Source organism: Acidovorax sp. SRB_14 (assembly GCF_012932145.1).
Lineage (GTDB): Bacteria > Pseudomonadota > Gammaproteobacteria > Burkholderiales > Burkholderiaceae_C > Simplicispira.
In genome coordinates this window covers 50021-56285 of record NZ_MWOK01000019.1, presented here as the reverse complement: position 1 = coordinate 56285, position 6265 = coordinate 50021, and the positions used below count along the sequence as shown (strand labels likewise).

The 6265-nt window shown below is 69.0% G+C and carries 9 protein-coding genes; 3 read left to right on the top strand and 6 right to left on the bottom strand.

The annotated features are described in order from the left end of the window. A partial coding sequence (locus tag B2J86_RS18010; protein ID WP_216842401.1) for a hypothetical protein occupies nt 1–189 on the bottom strand: 189 nt, incomplete at its 3' end. A 193-nt stretch (nt 190–382) separates the two neighbouring features. Between B2J86_RS18010 and B2J86_RS14060 the strand changes: the two genes are divergently transcribed. Together B2J86_RS14060 and B2J86_RS14055 are read left to right on the top strand one after the other, a co-directional pair. Then, nucleotides 383–1666 (top strand): phosphatidylserine/phosphatidylglycerophosphate/cardiolipin synthase family protein, encoded by a 1284-nt coding sequence (locus B2J86_RS14060; protein WP_169170142.1) that lies wholly within the window; start codon nt 383–385, stop codon nt 1664–1666. A 96-nt stretch (nt 1667–1762) separates the two neighbouring features. After that, nucleotides 1763–2227 (top strand): isoprenylcysteine carboxylmethyltransferase family protein, encoded by a 465-nt coding sequence (locus B2J86_RS14055; RefSeq protein WP_169170143.1) that lies wholly within the window; start codon nt 1763–1765, stop codon nt 2225–2227. A 40-nt stretch (nt 2228–2267) separates the two neighbouring features. On the opposite strand, the gene B2J86_RS14050 is transcribed toward B2J86_RS14055, so the two are convergent. The 5 genes from B2J86_RS14050 to B2J86_RS14030 form a co-directional block, all read right to left on the bottom strand. Further along, the gene (locus B2J86_RS14050) at nt 2268–2516 is read right to left on the bottom strand and encodes a hypothetical protein (protein WP_169170144.1); all 249 of its coding nucleotides are present in this window, start codon (nt 2514–2516) and stop codon (nt 2268–2270) included. Between the two features lie 114 nt (nt 2517–2630). Continuing rightward, entirely contained in the window at nt 2631–3485 is an 855-nt protein-coding gene (locus tag B2J86_RS14045; protein WP_206041776.1) for an aldo/keto reductase, read from the bottom strand. 50 nt (nt 3486–3535) lie between these two features. Further along, complete coding sequence (locus B2J86_RS14040; protein ID WP_169170145.1) at nt 3536–3988, bottom strand: SRPBCC family protein; 453 nt, start codon at nt 3986–3988, stop codon at nt 3536–3538. Nucleotides 3989–4099: 111 nt separating this feature from the next. Next, on the bottom strand, nt 4100–4417 hold the full coding sequence (locus tag B2J86_RS14035) for a DUF2322 family protein (protein WP_169170146.1): 318 nt from the start codon (nt 4415–4417) through the stop codon (nt 4100–4102). A 156-nt stretch (nt 4418–4573) separates the two neighbouring features. Further along, entirely contained in the window at nt 4574–5197 is a 624-nt protein-coding gene (locus B2J86_RS14030) for a DUF937 domain-containing protein (protein WP_173025932.1), read from the bottom strand. Nucleotides 5198–5419: 222 nt separating this feature from the next. On the opposite strand from B2J86_RS14030, the gene B2J86_RS14025 reads away from it, so the two are divergent. After that, a complete protein-coding gene (locus B2J86_RS14025; protein WP_173025931.1) occupies nt 5420–6202 on the top strand; it encodes a transporter substrate-binding domain-containing protein in 783 nt (260 codons plus the stop codon). The last annotated feature ends 63 nt before the right edge of the window (nt 6203–6265 follow it).

Sequence of the window (6265 nt, the reverse complement as noted above, 5' to 3'; positions counted from 1 at the left end):
GCCGTCGTCGGCGGCCGCCCTGGTCCGCGCCGCGGGGCGGGCTGCCTGCATGGACCACGGCGCCAGCAGCGCCGATCCGGCCAAGCCGCCCAGCAGGGCGCGGCGGCGCAGGGCGCTATCGCGCGGCGCGGTGGCGTGGGGGGGGAGGGCGACCGGCGCGGAGCCTGGAAAGAACGGCAGGGAATGCATGGCAAGCTCAAAGCAGTGAGGGAAAAGGGGGCGTGAAAAGGCAGCGGCACCGGGCGGCGCGGGCGCGCCAGCCCCATGCGCACTGCACACAGCCGCCAGTCTGCCACCGCTTGCCGGCCCGGCCGACACCGCCCGCGCGACTGGCGATTTCCGCCTACGCGGCGTGTGGAATGCACAACCCGACAATGGCTGCATGCCGAAAAAACTTCGTTTCTGGAAGGCCATCGCCATCACGTTCGCCGTGACCTGCGTGCTGGGTTTGCTGGCGCTCAACTTCACGGCCGGCGAAAAGAAGATAGAGCACCAGATCCCCCGGCTCTACACCACGGCCAGCCCGCAGTTCGAGCGCGCCATGGGGGTTTTGCTCGGGCCCAGCGTGGCCGCGGGCAACGAGGTCGTCGAGCTGCTCAACGGCGACCAGATCTTTCCGCCCATGCTCGCGGCCATCCGCGGCGCGCGCCACAGCATCACGTTCGAAACCTACATCTACTGGTCGGGCGACATCGGCAGGCAGTTCGCCGACGCGCTGAGCGAGCGCGCCCGCGCCGGCGTGCGCGTGCATGTGCTGCTGGACTGGGTGGGCAGCGCGAAGATCGAAAAAAGCTTTCTCACCGAGATGGAAGACGCGGGCGTCGAGATCGAAAAATTCCACAAGCCGTCGTGGTACGACCTGGCGCGGCTGAACAACCGCACGCACCGCAAGCTGCTGGTGGTGGACGGCGCCATCGGCTTCACTGGCGGCGTCGGCATTGCGCCGGAGTGGACGGGCCACGCGCAAGACCCCGACCACTGGCGCGACACGCACTTTCAGGTCAAGGGGCCGGTGGTGGCGCAGATGCAGGCGACCTTCCTCGACAACTGGCTCAAGGCCACGGGGCGCGTGATGCACGGCCTCGCGTACTTTCCGGCGCTCGCGCCGCAGGGCGGGCAGCGCGCGCAGATGTTCTCGAGCTCGCCGGCCAGCGGCAGCGAGAGCATGCAGCTGATGTACCACCTGTCCATCACGGCGGCCGAGCGCAGCATCGACCTCTCGGCCGCCTACTTTGTGCCCGACGACCTGACGCGCAAGCTGCTGGCCGATGCGCTCCAGCGCGGCGTGCGCCTGCGCATCATCACGCCCGGCGAGCACACCGACACCGAGACCGTGAAGGCCGCCTCGCGCGCCACCTGGGGGCCGCTGCTGCAGGCCGGCGCGAAGATCTACACGTACCAGCCGACCATGTACCACTGCAAGGTGATGATCGTCGACCAGCGCATGGTGTCGGTGGGCTCGACCAACTTCGACAACCGCTCGTTTCGCCTCAACGACGAGGCCAACCTGAACGTCTACGACCCGGCCTTTGCGGTGCGGCAGACCGCTGTGTTCGAGGACGACCTCAAGCGCTCGCGTGCCGTCACCTACGAGGACTGGCTGAACCGCCCCTGGAAAGAAAAGCTGGCCGAGCGGCTGGCCTCGGTGCTGCATTCGCAGCTGTAGGGCGGCCGCGCTCGGGACGACCGGGGCCAGCGCCGCGCGGGCAATGCCGGGCCCGGTGTACAACCCGGCGTGTCTCCTCCACTGTTGCAGGTGTCTATGTCCCCGCTTGAACTCAAGATTCCTCCGCCCCTGGTCGCCGCCGCGGCGGTCGGCGCCATGGTGGCTGCCTCGGTCTGGCTGCCGCCGGTGCTGGCGCTGCCGCCCAGTGTGCGCGTGGGCGCCGCGCTGGCACTGGCCGGCGTGGGCGCATGCTTTGACCTGGCCGGCCTGCTGGCCTTCCGCAAGGCCCGAACCACCGTCAACCCGCTGACACCGGACAAAGCCACTGCGGTGGTGACCACCGGCGTCTACCGCATCACGCGCAACCCGATGTACCTGGGGCTGGCGCTGATGCTGCTGGGCCTCGCGCTGTATCTGGCCTCGCCCTGGGCGCTGCTCGGGCCGCTGGCGTTTGGCGCCTTCATCACGCGCTTTCAGATCCGGCCCGAAGAACGGGCGCTGGCGGCGCGCTTTGGCGCGGCCTACACCGCGTACTGCGCGCAGGTGCGGCGCTGGCTTTGAACGGGCGCGGCGCGCCCATGGCCGGGCGCCCGCGCAGGCGTCAGTGCCGGACGAATTCGTAGGTCACCGCTTCGCTCTCGACCATGTCCAGAATGTCGTTGAGCAGCGTGTCGTCGTCCGTGCTGGACCAGGTCTCTTCGGGGTTGCTGGCGAACAGCGGCTCCATCGCCATGTCCAGAAAAGTGCCATTGGGCAGGCTCAGCACCGGCATGCCCTCCGAGGTTTCGACCAGCTCCCAGTCGTCGGGAACGGACATTTCAAGTTCAAGGGTGACGCGGAGTTTTCTCATGGCGGGGTCCTGGGTGGGTGGCTGGAAGGCGCGAACGGTGGCGTGGGCCGGTGCGGGGGGCCGGAGTGGCTGCGGGCTCGCCGCCCCCACAGTGTGCACCGGCCGCGCGCGTGCTCAGAGCATGGCCAGCGGCGCCTTGCGCGCCGGGGGCGGAAACAGGCGGTCCAGCTCGGCCAGGTCGTCTGCCGACAGGGCAAGGTCGGCGGCGGCCAGATTCTCGCGCTGGTGGGCCTCGTGCACGGCTTTCGGAATGGCGACGACGCCGGGCTGCGCCAGCAGCCAGGCCAGCGCGACCTGCGCCGGCGTGGCGCCCAGGCGCCCGGCCAGGGCCTGCAGGGCGCCGCTTTGCGCCAGTGCGCCCTGGTCGATGGGGCTGTAGGCCATCAGCGGCACGCCGTGTGCGCGCTGCCAGGGCAGCAGGGTGAAGGCCGCGCCGCGCTCGCTCAGCGAGTAATAGACCTGGTTGGCCGCGCAGTGCGGGCCGTCGGGCAGCGCCAACAGCTCCTGCAGGTCGCCGGTGTCGAAGTTGCTCACGCCCCAGCGGCCAATGCGCCCCTGCGCCACCAGCGTCTGCAGGGCCGCGCAGGTTTCCGCCAGCGGCACCTGCCCGCGCCAGTGCAGCAGGTACAGGTCGACGTGGTCGAGCCCCAGCCGGCGCAGGCTGCGCTCGCAGGCGGCCAGCGTGCCGGCGCGGCTGGCGTTGTGCGGGTAGACCTTGCTGACGACGTACATCTGGTCGCGCGCCACCTCCGACGCGCGCAGCGCCTGCGCCAGGGCCTCGCCCACCACCTCTTCGGCCCCGCCTTCGCCGTACATCTCGGCCGTGTCGATCAGCCGGTAGCCCATGCCGATGGCCGCGCGCACCGCCGCCACTTCCGAGCGCCGGCGCGCCGGCGATTCGCCCATGCCCCAGGTGCCTAGGCCCAGGCGCGGCATGGTGGGGGTGATCGGAAAAGAAGGTGTCGGCATGGTGGTGAAGAGAGCGGCGAAAACAGCGGAAGGTTCGGCGTTGCGCCGCCTCAGCCCGGCACCTGGGCCTCGACCAGCTGCGTCAGCAGATGCAGCGACTCCTGCCAGCCCAGGTAGCACGCCTCGGTCGGGATCATGGCGGGGATGCCCTGCTGCAGCACCGTGACTTCGGTGCCCACCAGCACGGCGCGGAGCGTGAGCGTGGTGCGCATCTCGCCGGGCAGGTTCGGGTCGTCGAAGCGGTCGGTGTGCACGATGCGCTCGCCCGGCACCAGTTCCACGTACTCGCCACCGAATGCCTGGGTCTGGCCGCTGCTGAAATTGGTGAACTGCATGCGGTAGCTGCCACCCACGCGCGCATCCAGGTGCAGCACCCGCCCCGTGAAGCCGTGCGGCGGCAGCCACTTGGCCATGGCGTCGGGGTCGAGAAACGCGCGGTAGATGCGCTCGGGCGGCGCGCGCAGCACGCGGTGCAGGGTGACGGTGCCGGTGGTGGCGGTCATGGACTGTCTCCTTTCAGTGGGAAGGCGAAAAACCGTTCGCCTTTGTACGACGAATCGGCCGTGGCGTGTTCGCCCACCGCGGTCGAAAACACAAATCCGCCGCCGCTTCCCTCACGCGGCGATCGGCCGGACGCGGTAGCTCTCGGTGCCCTCGGCCCAGGCCAGCAGACGGTCGATGTTGGGGTGCTTGCCCGGAAAGGCCTTCGCGTCCGCCACCTGCTCGGCATACCACTCCAGCCCCAGGCGCGCGGCCGCGGGCGTGATCGTGCCGGCGTACAAGGTAGCCAGCGCGGCATAGACCACCATCGAACCGGTCTTGCCCGGTTGGTTCTCAATGGTGGCAAGCACTTGGCCGTCGGCGCCGAGCAGTTGCAGGGCCGCGAGGTGGCGGGCGGAGGGAAGCTGTGTCAGCCGGTCGGCAAAGTTCATGGAGAGAAATAAGAGTCAAATGGGCCGCAAACGCTTTCTGGGAAAGCGCTGGCAGCTATCAAATGTGATTAGCGGAGCGGCTGCGCCGGCACCCGTCGGAAGTCTCCGCGCCACGCTCTCTTTAGAAGCCGAGCGCTGGCGCGGCGCTGCGCTTCTTCAGCGCTTTCCGCCCAGCAGCCCACCGCCCATTTTCAGCAGGTCGCTCAGCCCCACGTGGCCGTCGCCGTCCTGGTCGAGCAGGCTGCCCAGCAGACCGCCGCCCAGGCCGCCCTGTTGCTGCGCGCGCGCACGCTCCTGGCCCAGGGTCTCGCTCAGGCTGCCGGCGTCCATGCCGCCCGTGGTCATGCGCTTGGCGAGGAACGCCATCACGACCGGCGCCAGAAGCTGCAGCAATTTTCCGGCGCCCGCGCCCAGCCCGGTGGCCTGGCCCAGGCTTTCCTCGGCACGCTGCCGGTTGCCGCCAAAAATATGGCCCAGGATGCCCGCGCCATCCGTCTGGGGACTTTCCGGCGCGGCGCCGCCACCGCCCAGCAGGGAGCCCAGCAGCCCGCCCAGGTCAGGACTGTTCGCGTGGTCGCGCTGCAAGGCGCCAAACAGATCCATCGCACCCTGGGGCTGGGCCGCATTGCGCCCCAGCGTGCCCAACAGCAGCGGCAGGGCTGTGCCCACCGCGTTCTGCGTCTGCTCGGGGCTGGTGCCCAGTTGCTGCGCCATCTGCTGCAGCGGAGCGCCCTGAAGGTGGGCCATCAGTTCGTCGACAAGGGAGGCGGGGGAGTTCATGGCGGGCTTCCTTTCGGGAAAAACAGGGGCCAGCGGGCCCGCTGCCATGGTACGCCCCAATGGATGGCACCGGGGGGCCCGACCGTGGGCACGCCGGCCGCTGGCGCCTGCGCGGCAGGTGAATGCAGGGGGCTCGGGTATTCTTTTCGTGCGGCCTGGGGGACGGTGCAAACCGCTCCGCCCCCAGGCCGCTTCCCCCACCCCATCCTGGAGCGCTTTGAAATGATCACAAAGAAAACATTCGCCTGGGCCGCAGCAGCCCTGGTCGCCAGCTTGTCCTTCAGCCAGGCCGCGCAGGCCGGCCCCCGGCTCGACAAGATCATGGAGACCAAGGTCATCCGCGTGGGGACGTCGGGCGACTACCGGCCGTTCGCCATCAAGACGGATGGCGGCTTCTCGGGCCACGACATCGACGTGATCGAGGCCATGGCCAAGGAACTGGGCGTGAAGATCGAGTACGTGCAAACCTCGTGGCCCAACCTCATGAAGGACATCCAGGCCGACAAATTCGACGTGGCCGTGGGCGGCATCACCCGCAACGTCGCGCGCATCCGCCAGATCGAAATGCTCCCGGGCTACGCGCCCTTCGGCAAGGTGGCGCTGGTGCGCTCCGCCGACAAGGCCCAATTCAACGCGCCGCAAGACCTCAACAAGGCCAGCGTGCGCGTCATCAAGAACCCCGGTGGCACCAACGAGGCCTATGTGCTGGAAAACCTCAAGGCCGCGCAGGTCAGCACGCACGACAAGAACGCCGAGATCCCCGCGCTGATCGCCGAAGGCAAGGGCGACGTGATGATCACCGAAACCTACGAAGCGCTGGTCTACAGCAAGGCCGACCCGCGCCTGCACTCCGCCTTCATGGACGCACCGCTCACGCCCCAAAGCTACCTGGGCTTCATGCTGCCCAAGGACGACGCCGACTACACCCGTGTGATGGGGTTCGTCTGGGGCCAGGTGGACAGCCGCGGCGCGCTCAAGCAGGCGGCCGACAAGTGGTTGAAGTGAGGCAGGCAGGCACGGCGGAGGGAGGCTGCTTGTGCCGGTCTGCAAAGTTCATGCGCCGATGAA

Coding starts and splice junctions, on each gene's coding strand:
- B2J86_RS14060 (WP_169170142.1), top strand. CDS start 383: ATGCCGAAAAAACTTCGTTTCTGGAAGGCCATCGCCATCACGTTCGCC.
- B2J86_RS14055 (WP_169170143.1), top strand. CDS start 1,763: ATGTCCCCGCTTGAACTCAAGATTCCTCCGCCCCTGGTCGCCGCCGCG.
- B2J86_RS14050 (WP_169170144.1), bottom strand. CDS start 2,516: ATGAGAAAACTCCGCGTCACCCTTGAACTTGAAATGTCCGTTCCCGAC.
- B2J86_RS14045 (WP_206041776.1), bottom strand. CDS start 3,485: ATGCCGACACCTTCTTTTCCGATCACCCCCACCATGCCGCGCCTGGGC.
- B2J86_RS14040 (WP_169170145.1), bottom strand. CDS start 3,988: ATGACCGCCACCACCGGCACCGTCACCCTGCACCGCGTGCTGCGCGCG.
- B2J86_RS14035 (WP_169170146.1), bottom strand. CDS start 4,417: ATGAACTTTGCCGACCGGCTGACACAGCTTCCCTCCGCCCGCCACCTC.
- B2J86_RS14030 (WP_173025932.1), bottom strand. CDS start 5,197: ATGAACTCCCCCGCCTCCCTTGTCGACGAACTGATGGCCCACCTTCAG.
- B2J86_RS14025 (WP_173025931.1), top strand. CDS start 5,420: ATGATCACAAAGAAAACATTCGCCTGGGCCGCAGCAGCCCTGGTCGCC.